This window comes from Streptomyces sp. NPDC007875 (assembly GCF_042868035.1).
Taxonomy (GTDB): Bacteria; Actinomycetota; Actinomycetes; order Streptomycetales; family Streptomycetaceae; genus Streptomyces; species Streptomyces antimycoticus.
Map to the genome: position 1 here is coordinate 27,040 of NZ_JBIADZ010000008.1, position 14,144 is coordinate 41,183.

14 protein-coding genes are annotated in these 14,144 nt (G+C 72.9%); 12 read left to right on the plus strand and 2 right to left on the minus strand.

All coding sequences use genetic code 11. The features are described 5' to 3' along the window. Positions 1 to 422: 422 nt before the first annotated feature. From ACFYOY_RS18105 to der, 10 genes are all read left to right on the plus strand, one after another. Positions 423 to 1,439: a ParA family protein gene (locus ACFYOY_RS18105; RefSeq protein ID WP_020872375.1), complete on the plus strand. Its 1,017-nt coding sequence runs from the start codon at positions 423 to 425 to the stop codon at positions 1,437 to 1,439. After that, a complete protein-coding gene (locus tag ACFYOY_RS18110) occupies positions 1,424 to 2,002 on the plus strand; it encodes a hypothetical protein (RefSeq protein WP_351886303.1) in 579 nt (192 codons plus the stop codon). The genes ACFYOY_RS18105 and ACFYOY_RS18110 overlap by 16 nt, the downstream gene beginning before the upstream one ends. A 68-nt stretch (positions 2,003 to 2,070) precedes the next feature. Further along, positions 2,071 to 3,696 carry a segregation/condensation protein A gene (locus ACFYOY_RS18115; protein ID WP_351886300.1) on the plus strand — a complete coding sequence of 542 codons (1,626 nt, stop codon included), beginning with the start codon at positions 2,071 to 2,073 and terminating at the stop codon, positions 3,694 to 3,696. After that, the gene (scpB, locus tag ACFYOY_RS18120) at positions 3,693 to 4,373 is read left to right on the plus strand and encodes an SMC-Scp complex subunit ScpB (protein WP_059146883.1); all 681 of its coding nucleotides are present in this window, start codon (positions 3,693 to 3,695) and stop codon (positions 4,371 to 4,373) included. Before ACFYOY_RS18115 ends, scpB begins: the two co-directional genes overlap by 4 nt. Continuing rightward, complete coding sequence (locus tag ACFYOY_RS18125; protein WP_351886297.1) at positions 4,373 to 5,473, plus strand: pseudouridine synthase; 1,101 nt, start codon at positions 4,373 to 4,375, stop codon at positions 5,471 to 5,473. Before scpB ends, ACFYOY_RS18125 begins: the two co-directional genes overlap by 1 nt. Positions 5,474 to 5,678: 205 nt before the next feature. Beyond that, positions 5,679 to 6,041, plus strand: coding sequence for a chorismate mutase (gene aroH / locus ACFYOY_RS18130; RefSeq protein WP_208518005.1), 363 nt, complete (start codon positions 5,679 to 5,681; stop codon positions 6,039 to 6,041). Further along, complete coding sequence (locus ACFYOY_RS18135; protein WP_351886291.1) at positions 6,038 to 7,123, plus strand: prephenate dehydrogenase; 1,086 nt, start codon at positions 6,038 to 6,040, stop codon at positions 7,121 to 7,123. The genes aroH and ACFYOY_RS18135 overlap by 4 nt, the downstream gene beginning before the upstream one ends. A 143-nt stretch (positions 7,124 to 7,266) precedes the next feature. After that, positions 7,267 to 7,971: a (d)CMP kinase gene (cmk, locus tag ACFYOY_RS18140; protein ID WP_351886289.1), complete on the plus strand. Its 705-nt coding sequence runs from the start codon at positions 7,267 to 7,269 to the stop codon at positions 7,969 to 7,971. Next, positions 7,929 to 8,645, plus strand: a complete 717-nt coding sequence (locus ACFYOY_RS18145; protein ID WP_351886286.1) for a lysophospholipid acyltransferase family protein — start codon at positions 7,929 to 7,931, stop codon at positions 8,643 to 8,645. Before cmk ends, ACFYOY_RS18145 begins: the two co-directional genes overlap by 43 nt. A gap of 55 nt (positions 8,646 to 8,700) precedes the next feature. Further along, on the plus strand, positions 8,701 to 10,164 hold the full coding sequence (gene der, locus ACFYOY_RS18150; RefSeq protein WP_388588003.1) for a ribosome biogenesis GTPase Der: 1,464 nt from the start codon (positions 8,701 to 8,703) through the stop codon (positions 10,162 to 10,164). A gap of 141 nt (positions 10,165 to 10,305) precedes the next feature. On the opposite strand, the gene ACFYOY_RS18155 is transcribed toward der, so the two are convergent. Continuing rightward, positions 10,306 to 10,605, minus strand: coding sequence for a hypothetical protein (locus ACFYOY_RS18155; protein ID WP_351886282.1), 300 nt, complete (start codon positions 10,603 to 10,605; stop codon positions 10,306 to 10,308). Positions 10,606 to 10,763: 158 nt separating this feature from the next. Next, positions 10,764 to 11,672: a hypothetical protein gene (locus ACFYOY_RS18160; RefSeq protein ID WP_351886401.1), complete on the minus strand. Its 909-nt coding sequence runs from the start codon at positions 11,670 to 11,672 to the stop codon at positions 10,764 to 10,766. 280 nt (positions 11,673 to 11,952) lie between these two features. On the opposite strand from ACFYOY_RS18160, the gene ACFYOY_RS18165 reads away from it, so the two are divergent. Beyond that, positions 11,953 to 13,191 (plus strand): glycosyltransferase family 4 protein, encoded by a 1,239-nt coding sequence (locus ACFYOY_RS18165; protein WP_388588005.1) that lies wholly within the window; start codon positions 11,953 to 11,955, stop codon positions 13,189 to 13,191. A 41-nt stretch (positions 13,192 to 13,232) separates the two neighbouring features. Beyond that, complete coding sequence (locus ACFYOY_RS18170) at positions 13,233 to 14,093, plus strand: hypothetical protein (RefSeq protein ID WP_351886398.1); 861 nt, start codon at positions 13,233 to 13,235, stop codon at positions 14,091 to 14,093. Positions 14,094 to 14,144: the final 51 nt, after the last annotated feature.

The following is a 14,144-nucleotide window of genomic DNA, read 5'->3' on the forward strand; positions in this document are numbered from 1 at the left end:
TGTGTCCGCTGTGCCCCGTATCACGGGTGGCCCACGGCTCGGCCAACTCGCCCTAAATGCAACTATTCAGACGCTTTATGCGGCGGTGAAATCTCCGCGGCGCCGTTCACACGCCCTTGACATCGGGGTGTTCGATTGCCGACACATCATGCCGTGTCCGGTGGATTGTGTTGCTGCGGACCGCCGACACGCCATAGAGTCGCCAACCGTCGGCATGGTGTCACGCTGACCTATAGAGAAATTTCCTGGTCACCAAGGAGGTAGGACGACTTGTGAATGAGTCGACATTTTCTCCCGGGGGTGGTCAACCAGGACCGGCTGCGCGGGGCCAGGGCCCCTCGGGGCTCGAGGCTGTCGGCTCCGTCGCTGTCCGTACCTTCGCAACCCGCCAGAGCCCGACGACAGCCCACCAGAGCCACAGCATGGACGGCCATCACGTGAACGCCATGGCCGGCGACCAGGGGGGCACGGATCCCGCCCGCTTCGCCGACTACGACGACCTCCCCGACGGGCACTTCTACGACCCGGACGCGGAGTACGAGCCAGACCCCGAATACGCGGCCACGCTCGCGCCCGACGCTGCCCGCCAGCGCCGCGAGCGGATCGGCCCCACCGGGCGCCCGCTGCCGTACTTCCCGATCCCGGGGCCGCTGACCGATCACGGTCCAGCGAAGATCATCGCGATGTGCAACCAGAAGGGCGGGGTCGGTAAGACCACCTCCACCATCAACCTGGGCGCGGCCCTGGCCGAATACGGCCGCCGGGTGCTGCTCGTCGACTTCGACCCGCAGGGCGCCCTGTCGGTCGGCCTCGGGGTCAACCCGATGGAGCTCGACCTCACGGTCTACAACCTGCTCATGGAGCGGGGCATGTCGGCCGACGAGGTGCTGCTGAAGACGGCCGTGCCCAACATGGATCTGCTCCCCAGCAATATCGACTTGTCGGCCGCCGAGGTGCAGCTGGTGAGCGAGGTCGCCCGGGAGTCGACCCTGCAGCGCGCCCTGAAGCCGCTGATGGCCGACTACGACTACATCGTCATCGACTGCCAGCCCTCGCTCGGTCTGCTCACCGTCAACGCGCTCACCGCGGCGCACAAGGTGATCGTGCCGCTGGAGTGCGAGTTCTTCGCGCTGCGCGGTGTGGCGTTGCTCACGGAGACGATCGAGAAGGTCCAGGAGCGGCTCAACCCCGACCTGGAGCTGGACGGCATCCTCGCCACGATGTACGACTCGCGCACCGTGCACAGCCGTGAGGTCCTCGCCCGTGTGGTCGAGGCGTTCGACGATCACGTCTACCACACGGTCATCGGCCGCACGGTCCGCTTCCCCGAGACCACGGTCGCGGGCGAGCCGATCACCACGTACGCGTCCAACTCCGTCGGTGCCGCCGCCTATCGCCAGCTCGCCAGGGAGGTGCTCGCCCGGTGTCACGCCGAGTGAGTCTGCCGGGAGCCGACGAACTGTTCCGCACCACGGGAGGGATGGGGCTCCAGTCCTCCGCTCCCGCCTCCGGGCGCCGCCAGGCGAACGGTGAGGGCCCCCGGGTGCCCCCGCCCGCCGCCGACCCCGACGCCGAGCCCCGGGAAGGGCAGGAGCAGCGCCCGGACGGTGAGCAGTCCGGCTCGGGCGAACACATGGGACGCGAGACGGCGGCCTCCCAGGACGCGGTCGGCGAGCGGCGCCCCGCGGCCGGGGACCGGCCCAAGGGCCGCCCGGCCCAGGGTGGTTCGGCCGCGGCCGAGCAGAGCGGCCAGGCCCGCCGCCGCGCACGGGCGGCGAACCGTCGGCCCAGCGGGCGCGAGCGCCACGACGAGAAGATCACGGTCTATGTCTCCGCCGAGGAGCTGATGGACCTCGAGCACGCGCGACTGGTGCTCCGCGGCGAGCACGGGCTCGCCGTCGACCGCGGCCGGATCGTCCGCGAGGCGGTCGCGGTCGTCCTCGCCGACCTCGAGTCGCGCGGCGACGCGAGCATCCTGGTGCGCCGCCTCCGCGGCCGTTGACCGGGCCGGGCGATAGCCTGCCCGGTCGTACGGGCTGCCCCGCCCGGCCCTGAGCACCCTGGACCGCGATGCCGACGAACGACGACTCCGCCCCGCCGCCCCGCCCCCCTCGCCGCACCCTCGGCCGAGGCCCCGGCGCGGCGCCCCCCGACGCGGGCCCGGACCGTCCCTCGGAGCGTTCCACCGCGCTCCCGCCCCCACAGACGGCCTCTCAGCGCCCTGCGCCGCCGTCGCCCGAGCCCAGCTCGCCCCTGGCGCCCGGAGAGCCGCAGAGCGGCGCTCACGCGGCGCGTGAGGCCACTGCCGAGCCGGACGTCGAGCCCGGGGAACGCGAGGCGGCACCGGGCACCCCTGCGCCGGAGGCCGAGCCTGAGGCAGACGAGGCGGCCCCGGAGGGCCGCGCTGAGGCGGACGCAGGGCCCGGGGCACCCGACGCGGCACCAGAGCGAAGCGCCGCGCCGGACGCCGAGCCCGAGTCGCCCCCGACGGTCACCGAGCCCGAGTCGCCCCCGGTGGTCACCGAGCCCGCCGCCGTGGTCCCGGCGACCGCTGAGCCCGCCGCCCCGCCCCCGCCGCGGATCGCCGCCCCGGAGGAGCAGGCCGTGCCGAGGGGCGAGCCGGAGCCGGTGCATGCGCGGGCCGACCTCGATGTGGCGCCCTCCGCGGGCGGGCACGGTGGCGACGCGGCCGGGGCCGGGAGCGACGCCGGTGACGGGACCGAGGAGAGCGGCGGGAGTGACACCGGCGGGACCGGCCGGGGCGAGGCGCAGGGCGGCGAGGCGCAAGGCGGCGAGGCGCAGGCCGAGGACGGCGGCAATCGGTTCACCGTGCGGCTGGACAACTTCGAGGGGCCCTTCGACCTCCTCCTCCAGCTGATCTCCAAACACAAGCTGGACGTCACCGAGGTCGCGCTCTCCAAGGTCACCGACGAGTTCATGGTCTATATCCGCGCCATGGGGCCGGACTGGGACCTCGACCAGACCACCGAGTTCCTCGTCGTCGCGGCGACCCTGCTGGACCTCAAGGCGGCCCGGCTGCTGCCCGCCGCGGAGGTCGAGGACGAGGCGGACCTGGCGCTGCTGGAGGCGCGTGACCTGCTCTTCGCGCGGCTGCTCCAGTACCGCGCGTACAAGCAGATCGCGGACATCTTCAACGACCGGCTGATCGCCGAGGCCAGCCGTCACCCCCGTACGGTCGGCCTGGAGCCGCACCACGCCGAGCTGCTCCCCGACGTCGTCATCAGCATCGGCCCCGAGGGCTTCGCCAAGCTGGCCGTGAAGGCGATGCAGGCCAAGCCCAAGCCGCAGGTCTACATCGACCACATCCACGCCCCGCTGGTCAGCGTCCGGGAGCAGGCCGAGGTGGTGGTCGCGCGGCTGCGGGAGCTGGGGGAGGCCACCTTCGCCGCGCTCACCGAGGATGCTCCCGACGTCCTTACGGTCGTCGCGCGCTTCCTGGCGCTCCTGGAGCTCTACCGCGAGCGCGCGGTCCTGCTCGATCAGCCGGAGGCGCTCGGGTCGCTCATGGTCCGCTGGACGGGCGAGGCGGGGCGGGAGCCGCTGGTCACCGACGAGTTCGACCAGGAGGCCCAGGCCAAGCCCCGGACCAAGCCCCAGGCGGAGCCGCAGGACAAGCCGCGTAGCGAGACGGCCGCGCCGGAGCCGGAGAAGGAGAAGGAGGAGGTACCGAGTTGAGCGAGCAGCGGACACCCGCCGGGCTCTCCGAGGTCGCCGAGCTGGACCTCAAGCCCGCCCTGGAGGCCGTCCTCATGGTCGTCGACGAGCCGGCCACCGAGGAGCACCTCGCCAAGGTACTGGCGCGACCGCGCCGCGCCGTCGCGGACGCGCTGCGCGAGCTGGCCGACGAGTACGCGACGCAGGGCCGGGGCTTCGAGCTGCGGCTGGTCGCGGGCGGCTGGCGCTACTACACGCGCCCGGCCTACGCCGCCGCCGTCGAGGGGTTCGTCCTGGACGGCCAGCAGGCCCGGCTCACCCAGGCCGCTTTGGAAACCCTCGCGGTGGTCGCGTACCGTCAGCCGGTCAGCCGTTCCCGTGTCTCGGCCGTCCGCGGTGTCAACTGCGACGGCGTGATGCGGACCCTCCTGCAGCGGGGACTGGTCGAGGAGGCGGGCACGGAACCCGAAACAGGTGCGATCCTGTACAGGACGACGAACTACTTCCTGGAGCGGATGGGCCTGCGAGGGCTGGACGAGCTTCCGGAGCTCGCGCCGTTCCTCCCCGAGGCAGACGCGGTCGAGGGCGAGTCCCAGGAGGGCGTGCCCTCGTTCGATCCGGACGCCATCGACAGCGATGACGCGCACGACGACGTAGAACACCGAGCCCGTAGCGGCCACTCTCAGACGGAAACTTGATGCGAAGCAGCGGCAGGAACAGCAGGGGCAGCGGCAGCGGTAGCGGCGGCAACAACTACCGGGGCGCGGGGAACCGGCGCGACGAGCAGCAGCAGCGCGCCGGCCGCCCCCGCCCCGAGGAGCGCCGCTACGACGTGGGCGGCGGCCCCCAGGCGGGCCCCGGCCCCAAGTCGGGTCCCAAGGGTGGCTCCCAGGGCGGCCCCAAAGGCGGCCCCAAGGGAGGCACGGCCAAGAGCGGTGCCCCCAAGGGCGTCGGCGGCCGCGGCCGCAAGCCGAACGCCCCGGCCCGTCCGCGCGAGTACGAGGCGCAGATGGAGGAGCGCAACCGCGCCCGCCACGACAAGCCGCGGGTCGCGCTGCCCAAGACCTTCGGCGAGGTGGAGGGCGAGCGGCTGCAGAAGGTCCTCGCCCGCGCCGGGATGGGCTCGCGCCGTGCCTGTGAGGAGCTGATCGACCAGGCCCGGGTCGAGGTCAACGGCAAGATCGTGACCGAGCAGGGGCTGCGCGTCGACCCCGAGAAGGACGAGATCAAGGTCGACGGGCTGACCGTGGCCACCCAGTCGTACCTCTTCTTCGCGCTGAACAAGCCCGCCGGTGTCGTCTCCACCATGGAGGACCCCGACGGCCGCCAGTGCCTGGGCGACTACGTGACCAACCGCGAGACCCGGCTCTTCCACGTCGGCCGGCTCGACACCGAAACCGAGGGCATCATCCTGCTCACCAACCACGGTGAGCTGGCCCACCGCCTCACCCACCCCCGCTACGGCGTGAAGAAGACCTATCTCGCCGCCATCCAGGGCCCGCTCCCGCGCGACCTCGGCAAGCGGCTCAAGAGCGGTATCGAGCTGGAGGACGGCTACGCCCGCGCCGACCACTTCCGTGTGGTGCAGAACACCGGCAAGAACTATCTGGTCGAGGTGAGCCTGCACGAGGGCCGCAAGCACATCGTGCGGCGGATGCTCGCCGAGGCGGGCTTTCCGGTCGACAAGCTGGTGCGGACGGCCTTCGGCCCGATCGCGCTCGGCGACCAGAAGTCCGGCTGGCTGCGCCGGATGACCAACACCGAGGTCGGCATGCTGATGCGCGAGGTCGACCTCTGAGGACCGGGAACCTCTGAGGCCGGGGACCTCTGAGGCCGAGGGACCGGGACCGCTGACGGCCCCGGCCGTCGGCGGCCCGCCGCGTCTCGTCCAGCGGTCGCCCCGGGAGCCTGTCGGACCCGCTCGTTAGGCTGATCGGGAGTGCGGCCGGCGACGCGGCCGCGCCCGACGCACGACAGGGCACAGCGCGCACAGGGAGCGAGACGTGGCGGTACGAGCGGTCCGCGGGGCGGTCCAGCTGGAGCGGGACGAGCCGGAGCACATGCATGAGCAGGTCTCCGCGCTGCTGACGGCCATACTCGGGCGCAATGCCCTCGACCCCGACGATCTGATCAGCGTGTGGTTCACGGCCACCCCCGATCTGCACAGCGACTTCCCCGCGGCCGCCGCCCGCAAGCTCGGCATCACCGACGTGCCGCTGATCTGCGCCCAGGAGCTGGACATCGAGGGGGCCATGCCCCGCGTCGTCCGCATCCTGGCGCATATCGAGACCTCCCTGCCCAAGTCCGAGATCGCCCATGTCTACCTCGGCGCCGCCGCCGCCCTCCGCAAGGACATCGCCCAATGAGAACCGCGCTCGTCATCGGCACCGGCCTGATCGGCACCTCCGCCGCGCTGGCCCTGGCCGGCCGCGGCGTCCAGGTGCACCTCGCCGACCATGACGCGGACCAGGCCCGCACCGCCGAGGCGCTCGGCGCCGGGACACAGGGCGAGCCCGAGGGGCCCGTGGACCTGGCGATCGTCGCCGTGCCCCCGGCGTACGTGGCCGGGACGGTGGCCGATGTGCTGCGCCGCGGCCTGGCCCGCGGCGTGCTGGACGTCGCGAGCGTCAAGGGCGGCCCGCGCCGCGAGCTGGAGGCCCTCGGCAGCGATCTGACCCGCTACATCGGCACGCATCCGATGGCGGGCCGGGAGCGCTCCGGGCCGCTGGCCGCCACCGCCGACCTCTTCGAGGGGCGGCCCTGGGTACTCACGCCCACCGGCGGCACCGACACCGAGGTGCTCAACCTCGCGCTCGAGCTCGTCGCGCTCTGCCGGGCGGTGCCCGTGGTGATGGAGGACGAGGCCCACGACCGGGCGGTGGCGCTCGTCTCGCACACCCCGCACCTGCTGTCCAGCATGGTCGCCGCGCGACTGCAGGACGCCGATGAGACGGCGGTGCGGCTGTGCGGGCAGGGCATCCGCGACGTCACCCGGATCGCGGCCTCCGACCCCGCCATGTGGATCGACATCCTCTCCGCCAATCCCGGCCCGGTCGCCGATGTGCTCGCCGCCGTCGCCTCCGATCTCGACGAGACGGTGCGGGCGCTGCGCGCGCTCCAGTCCGCCGACGAGGCCAAGCGCGGTGACGGCACGGCCGGTATCGAGGACGTGCTGCGCCGGGGCAACGCCGGGCGCGAGCGGGTGCCGGGCAAGCACGGCGCCGCCTCGGCCGTCTATGAGACCGTGACGGTGCTCATCGGCGACCAGCCGGGCGAGCTGGCCAGGATCTTCGCCGACGCGGGCCGGGCGGGTGTCAACATCGAGGACGTCCGGATCGAGCACGCCACCGGGCAGCAGTCCGGTCTGATCCAGCTGATGGTCGAGCCCTCGGCGGCCCCGGGGCTCACCAAGGCCCTGCGCGAGCGGGGATGGTCCATCCGGCAGTAACGGCGGAGCCGTCCGCCCGGCGCCCGGGCGGACGGGGGCCGTCCACAGGGGTGCGAAGCCGCCCGTGGGAAGCCAGTAACCTTGTCCGAGGCTCACATGGCCCGTTCAACTCAGCCCCGTGCACACGAAAGGTGTCTGTCACCGTGGAAACCGCCGCCCGGACCGCCCCGGCAGCAGTGATTGTCGCGATCGACGGCCCCGCAGGCACGGGTAAGTCCAGTACCTCGAAGGCCGTCGCCGCCAAGCTGGGCCTGGGCTACCTGGACACCGGCGCCCAGTACCGGGCGATCACCTGGTGGATGGTGACCAACGGCATCGACGTCGACGACGCCGTGGCCGTGGCCGACGCCGCCGCCAAGCCCCACATCGTCTCCGGTATCGACCCGGCCGCCCCGACGATCAGCGTCGACGGCACCGATGTCTCCGGGCCGATCCGCACCCAGGAGGTCACCTCACGGGTCAGCGCGGTCAGCGCGGTGCCCGAGGTGCGGGCCGTGATCACCGAGCTGCAGCGGACCATCGCCGCCGAGGCGCCGCGCGGCATCGTGGTCGAGGGCCGGGACATCGGCACCACGGTCCTCCCGGACGCCGACATCAAGATCTTCCTGACCGCCTCCCCGGAGGTCCGGGCGGCCCGCCGCAGCGGTGAGCTGAAGGGCAAGGAGGCCGCCGACCTGGCCGCCACCCAGGCCGCGCTGGCCAGGCGGGACGCCCTGGACTCCGGCCGTAAGACCTCGCCGCTCGCCAAGGCGGACGACGCGGTCGAGGTGGACACCTCCGAGCTCACCCTCGACCAGGTCATCGAGTGCGTCGTCACTCTCGTCGAGGAGAAGCGGACGGTCGCGTGAGCGCCACCGACGCGACGCTTCCCAGCGCGGCCGGGGCCGTCGTGGCGCGGCGGATCGGCATCGGCCTGATGTACGGGCTGTGGCGGCCCCGGGTGCTGGGCGCATGGCGGATCCCGTCCGCCGGGCCCGTCATCCTCGCGGGGAACCACTCCCACAACATCGACGGCCCGATGCTGATCGGCACCTCGCCGCGGCCGGTGCACTTCCTGGTCAAGAAGGAGGCGTTCGTCGGCCCGCTGGACCCGTTCCTGCGCGGTATCGGGCAGCTGAAGGTGGACCGTGCGAGCGCCGACCGCGCTGCGATCGGCCAGGCCCTGGGCGTGCTGGAGCGAGGCGGGGTCCTCGGGATCTTCCCGGAGGGCAGCCGCGGCGAGGGCGACTTCGCGTCGCTGCGCTCGGGTCTCGCGTACTTCGCCGTGCGCTCCGGCGCGCCGATCGTGCCGGTGGCGGTGCTCGGCACCGCCGCCCCGCGCGGCGGCGACGGGCGGGCCAGGGCGCTGCCCCGGCTGCGCAGCAGGGTCGACGTGGTGTTCGGCGACCCCTTCGAGGCGGGAGACGGAAGTGGCAGGCGGACGCGGGCGGCCCTGGACCAGGCCACCGAGCGCATCCAGAAGCGGCTGGGCGCGCATCTGGGCACCGCCCGGCGGCTGACCGGCCGCCCAGACCAGACATGAGATCCGCGAGCCCTCAGGGGCGGCCGCGGTATTGAGGGACGACGAGGAAATCTTCATGAACGACCAGATCCACAACGGCGGCGACGAGCACGGGGAGCTTGGCGACGCCGAGTACGCGGAGTTCATGGAGCTCGCCGTGCAAGAGGGCTTCGACCTGGAGGAGGTCGAGGGCGACCTCGCCGCGGCGGGACACGGCCCGCTGCCGGTGCTGGCCGTCGTCGGCCGCCCCAACGTCGGCAAGTCCACCCTGGTGAACCGGATTCTCGGCCGCCGTGAGGCGGTCGTGGAGGACCGCCCCGGGGTCACCCGCGACCGGGTGACCTACGAGGCCGAGTGGTCCGGCCGCCGCTTCAAGGTGGTCGACACCGGCGGCTGGGAGCAGGACGTGCTCGGTCTCGACGCGTCCGTGGCGGCCCAGGCCGAGTTCGCGATCGAGGCCGCCGACGCGGTGGTCTTCGTCGTGGACGCGACGGTGGGCGCCACCGACACCGACGAGGCCGTGGTCAAGCTGCTGCGCCGGGCCGGAAAGCCCGTGGTGCTGTGCGCCAACAAGGTCGACGGGCCCAGCGGCGAGGCGGACGCCGCCATGCTGTGGTCGCTCGGCCTCGGTGAGCCGTACCCTGTCTCCGCGCTGCACGGCCGTGGCACCGGCGACATGCTCGACGCGGTCCTGGAGGCGCTGCCCGAGGCCCCGGCCCAGACCTTCGGGGCGACGCTCGGCGGACCGCGCCGGATCGCCCTGGTCGGCCGCCCGAACGTGGGCAAGTCCTCGCTGCTCAACAAGGTCGCGAACGAGGAGCGGGTGGTCGTCAACGAGTTGGCGGGCACCACCCGCGACCCGGTCGACGAGATCATCGAACTCGGCGGCATCACCTGGAAGTTCGTCGACACCGCCGGTATCCGCCGCCGGGTCCACCTCCAGGAGGGCGCCGACTACTACGCCTCGCTGCGCACCGCGGCCGCCGTGGAGAAGGCGGAGGTCGCGGTCGTGCTGATCGACGCCAGTGAGTCCATCAGCGTCCAGGACCAGCGGATCATCACGATGGCCGTCGAGGCCGGGCGCGCGCTCGTCATCGCGTACAACAAGTGGGACACCCTCGACGAGGAGCGCCGCTACTACCTCGAGCGCGAGATCGAAACGGAGCTGGGGCAGATCCAGTGGGCGCCACGGGTCAATGTCTCGGCGCGCACCGGCCGCCATATGGAGAAGCTGGTCCCGGCGATCGAGACGGCGCTGGCCGGCTGGGAGACCCGGGTCCCGACCGGGCGGCTCAACTCCTTCCTCGGCGAGATCGTCGCCTCCCACCCGCATCCGATCCGCGGCGGCAAGCAGCCGCGGATCCTGTTCGGGACGCAGGCCGGCACCCGGCCGCCGCGGTTCGTGCTCTTCGCCTCGGGCTTCCTGGAGGCGGGCTACCGCCGCTTCATCGAGCGGCGGCTGCGCGAGGAGTTCGGCTTCGAGGGGACGCCCCTGCAGATCTCGGTGCGGGTGCGCGAAAAGCGCGGCCGCAAGAGGTAACGGCGGCGGCGCGCGATTGACGCCATCCCGGCCCCGGACGCACCGTCCGGCGGCGGGTCGGCGGCGCTTGGCGCGCTCAGCGGCGGGTCGGTCCCGGCCCGCCGGGCGCGCATGACGGCACCACGTCAGTAGGTGTCCACGTCAGTAGGTGTGGCCCCGCTCCTCGCTCCGGCCGGGCGGCAGGGCGGGGAGATAGCCGCGGTAGTACAGCTCGTCGGTGTGCCAGGCCCCGCTGTGGCTGTCCGGGCGGCCCTGGCCGCCGCTGACGAGGCCCCGGGGCTGGCCGATGGCGGCGAACGCCACGAACTCCATGTTCTCCTCGTCCGAGCGGTCGCCGGGCAGCGCCCGGAACAGCCTCCGGTACTCCGCGTACAACGCGTCGTAGATCGGCGTGGCGGAGTGGCGCCAGGGATCGTGCGCTGCCTCCAAGGCGGGGCGCATGGCCGGAATGCAGCCGTATGACGGGGATCGGTAGGAGAGGTCGTATGCGTGCACGTATGTGCCAACGACCCGGCCGCCCGTGGGATGCGGCATCGGTGGCGAATGGGCTGCCCACCAAGGGTCGCCGAGGTCCGGTGGGAGGTCCGGGACGGCGGCGGTCATGTGCCCGCGAGCGGCATCGACGCACCGACCAGCGCCCCGCGCGCCGCGGCCCGGTCCAGCGCCGCGCGCAGCTGGTCCTCGCGCGGCTGGGTGCCGATCGTGCCCGTGGCCGCGGCGTAGATCAGCACCTTCTGGGAACGGCCGACGGCGCTCCGCCAGCCCTCGCTGAGCGGCATGGGGCTGTGCGCCTGCCACCAGGCCACCGGGCGGCCGCCGCCCGGGGCCGGCATCAGCACCGCGTGCAGCCGCCCCATGGCCAGCAGCACCGACCAGCCGGGGTTGGGCGCGGGCGGCCGGCCCAGGTCGACCACCGGGGCGAACCCCTGCTCGCTGAGGAGCTGCAGGAACTCGTCGCCGTGCCCGGGCGAACCGGGGCGGATGATCGGCGCGGTCGGCTCCACCACCAGTGCCGGGCACGCCTCCTGACCCACCAGCACCACCCCGCTGGTCACGCCGAGCACCGCTTGCTGGGGCGCCGGTGCGTGGCCGGAGGGCGCGGAGGTGTGGGAGGCGGTGGCGGGAGACACGGGCGATGGCGCCGGGGCGGGGTACGCGGGCGGGGCGGCCGGGGCGGGGAAGTGCGGCGCCGAAGCATGCGCGGCGGCCGGGACGGGGGGCGCGTAGGACGGCGCGGTGTCCTCAGCCGTGATGGACCGCACCGCACCGCGCAACTGGTCCTCGGAGACCGGGACGACCTGGGAGGGCACGCAGGTGGCGTGCGCGAAGGCCAGCACCGCCGTCTCCTGTCCCACGAAGAGCACGGTGCTGGTCCGCTCCTGCTCGGTGTTGCCGGGGGTGCGGCAGGACGTGCAGTCGTAAGCGCCCGGGGCGTTGTCCCCGGCGAGCAGCCGGTCGGCTTCTTCGTCGCCGATCTCGGCGCGTACGTCATTGCTGACGTCGAGCATGCGCGGCACGGGTGGCTCCTCGGTCTCGGTGGGTGCGCGGGGTGGGTCCCCGGCTCATACGTAGACAACGGGCCATGCGGGGCGGGGGTCACGCGGCCCGGCCGCCCCGGGGTCTGATGCGTCGTCGGGCCGGAAAGTTCCCCCGACTTCCTACCGATTGCGCATCTGTTGGGGCACAAGAAGGTGATGAAACCCAACCCTGTGCCACCTTTCTCGGTCTTACACCGTGGTAGGCGGACGACACACCCGTCCGCGGGGAAGCCATGGGATACGGGGCCGGATGCACATCTCTTTCCTTATTCACAACGCGTACGGGATCGGCGGGACGATCCGGACCACGTACAACCTCGCCCGTTCCCTGGGAGAGCAGCACGATGTGGAGATCGTGTCGGTGTTCCGCCACCGCGACCAGCCGATCTTCGACCCCGGTCCGCGGGTGCGGCTCAGCCATCTCGTGGACATCCGGAAGAACAGCCCGTCCTACGACGGCGCCGACCCGGACCACGGCCGCCCGGCGGAGGTCTTCCCCGCGTCCGAGGGCCGCTACAAGCAGTACAGCGCCCTCACCGACCGCCGTATCGGGGACCATCTCCGCCGCCTCGAGGCCGATATCGTTGTCGGAACCCGCCCCGGGCTCAATGTCCACATCGCCCGCGCGGCCCGCCGCGGTCCGGTACGGGTCGGCCAGGAGCATCTGACGCTGGGCACCCACTCCAAGGGGCTGAAGCGGGCCCTGCGCGCCGTCTATCCCCGGCTGGACGCGGTGACCACCGTGACCGAGGCCGACGCGCGGACCTACCGCGACCAGATGCGGCTGCCGGGTGTACGGGTCGAGGCGGTCCCCAACAGCGTGCCCGAGCCCGGTCTCGAGCCCGCCGACGGCACCGGCAAATGGGTTGTCGCGGCCGGTCGGCTGGCCCCGGTGAAACGCTACGACCTGCTGATACGCGCCTTCGCGAAGGTCAGCGCGGCCCGCCCGGACTGGCGGCTGCGGATCTACGGCGGCGGCGCCCAGCACGCCAAGCTGCGCGCCCTCATCGACCAGCTCGGCCTCTACAACCACGTCTTCCTGATGGGCCCGGCCAATCCGCTCGACCCCGAGTGGGCCAAGGGCTCCATAGCCGCCGTCACCTCCAGCCTGGAGTCGTTCGGCATGACCATCGTGGAGGCGATGCGCTGCGGCCTTCCCGTGGTGTCCACCGACTGCCCGCACGGGCCCGCGGAGATCATCGACAACGGGGTGGACGGCCGTCTCGTGCCCACCGGCGACACCGACGCCATCGCCGCCGCGCTGCTCGACCTCATCAACAACGACGAGCTGCGCCAGCAGATGGGACAGGCGGCGCTGAAGGACTCGGCCCGCTTCGACCCCTCCCGGGTGGCCGGGCGCTACGAGACGCTGTTCTCCGGTCTGATCGGCCGCAGCGGGCTGCGGGGCTCCCTGCACCGCGCCCGCGGCTCCCTGCTCAGTGGCGCGTTCGCCACCAAGGACTCCCTGCGGAAGGTGCGTGTCGCATGAGTGCAACGGCACAGGCAGCGCAGCACGTCGAGGAGGACAGGATGAGTGAGGCCCCCGAGGCCGCCCCCGCCCGCGCCGACTGCGTGGCGGACTCCGCCGGAGGGCTCACCTTCCACATCGCCGACTGGGCCCGGCCCGGCCCGGGCGGCCACGACGACTGGAGCGGTGCGCTGGTGCTGGTCCGCCGGGGCGCCGAGGACACCCCCGACGGGGAGGTGCGGCTGCCGCTGGGCCCCACCGCGGACGGCCGGCTGCAGGCCGCCCTGCCCAGCAATGTCGCCCTGCCCGAGGGCCGCTGGGACGTCCATGTGGCCCACCGGGACACCGAGCCGCAGCGGCTCGCCCCGGGCCTGAACGATCTGCGCTCGCTCGTCGACCGCCGGCCCGGGCCGAGCACCTCCCCGCTGTCCGTCCGCATCCCCTACGCCACCAAGCACGGCAATCTCTCGCTGCGCAGCTGGCGGCGGGCGCCCCACGCCGAGGCCGGGGAGATACGGCTGGAGGACGACACGATGGCCGTCCGGGGGCGGCTCTACCGCGTGGCGTACCCGTCCGAGTGGCTGGCCGAGGCGGTCGTCGAGGCCCGCTGCCGCCGGGGCGCCGCCCCGGTGCGGACGGCACCGCTGGTGGTGGACGGCCCGGACTTCTCCTTCACGCTCTCCTACGCCGAGCTCGCGCGGAGCTGGGACGGCGGCGCGCACGTCTGGGACCTGTGGCTGCGCCCGGCGGACGCGTCCATGGCCCCGGCCCGGCTCGCCCGGATCCTGGACGATGTCGCGGACAAGAAGGAGATCTTCACCTACCCGCCGCGCACGGTGGCCGGTCCGCACGGGGAGGCGCAGGCCCAGCCGTACTACACCCGGGACAACGATCTGGCGGTGCGGATCGAGGCGCCCGTCTGATCCCGGGAGAGCAGCCAGGCGAGCAGGAGCGCTTTGCGGACCAGGACTGTC